Below are 366 nucleotides of genomic sequence, written 5' to 3'. Positions count from 1 at the left end.
CCCGCACCCGCCAGCTCCCGCTCCGCCCAGCCCAGATGATTGGCCAGCCCACGATGCGTGACCGCCACACCCTTCGGACGCCCCGTCGAACCCGACGTATAAATCACATACGCCAACTCATCCGGATCCAGCACCACACCCGGCGCCGCATCCGAACCGCCCGCAACCGCACCCGCGACCTCCGGATCATCCACACACACGGTCCGACCGCGGAACTCCGAGGGAACCAGGGCCAGTTCCGTCACCAGCACCGTCGCGTGAGCGTCGGCCAGCATCCCGGCAACACGAGCAGACGGAAAGCCCGGATCCAACGGCACGAACGCCGCCCCCGCCTTCCACACACCCAACATCACCGCATGCAGATCA

General features: G+C 67.2%; 1 protein-coding gene. It reads right to left on the bottom strand.

The features are described from left to right. A partial coding sequence (locus ICC28_RS40155; RefSeq protein WP_188293810.1) for an AMP-binding protein occupies positions 1-366 on the bottom strand: 366 nt, incomplete at both ends.

It is taken from the genome of Streptomyces sp. TRM68416, assembly GCF_014596915.1.
Taxonomy (GTDB): domain Bacteria; phylum Actinomycetota; class Actinomycetes; order Streptomycetales; family Streptomycetaceae; genus Streptomyces.
This window is presented reverse-complemented; position numbering and strand designations above follow the sequence as displayed.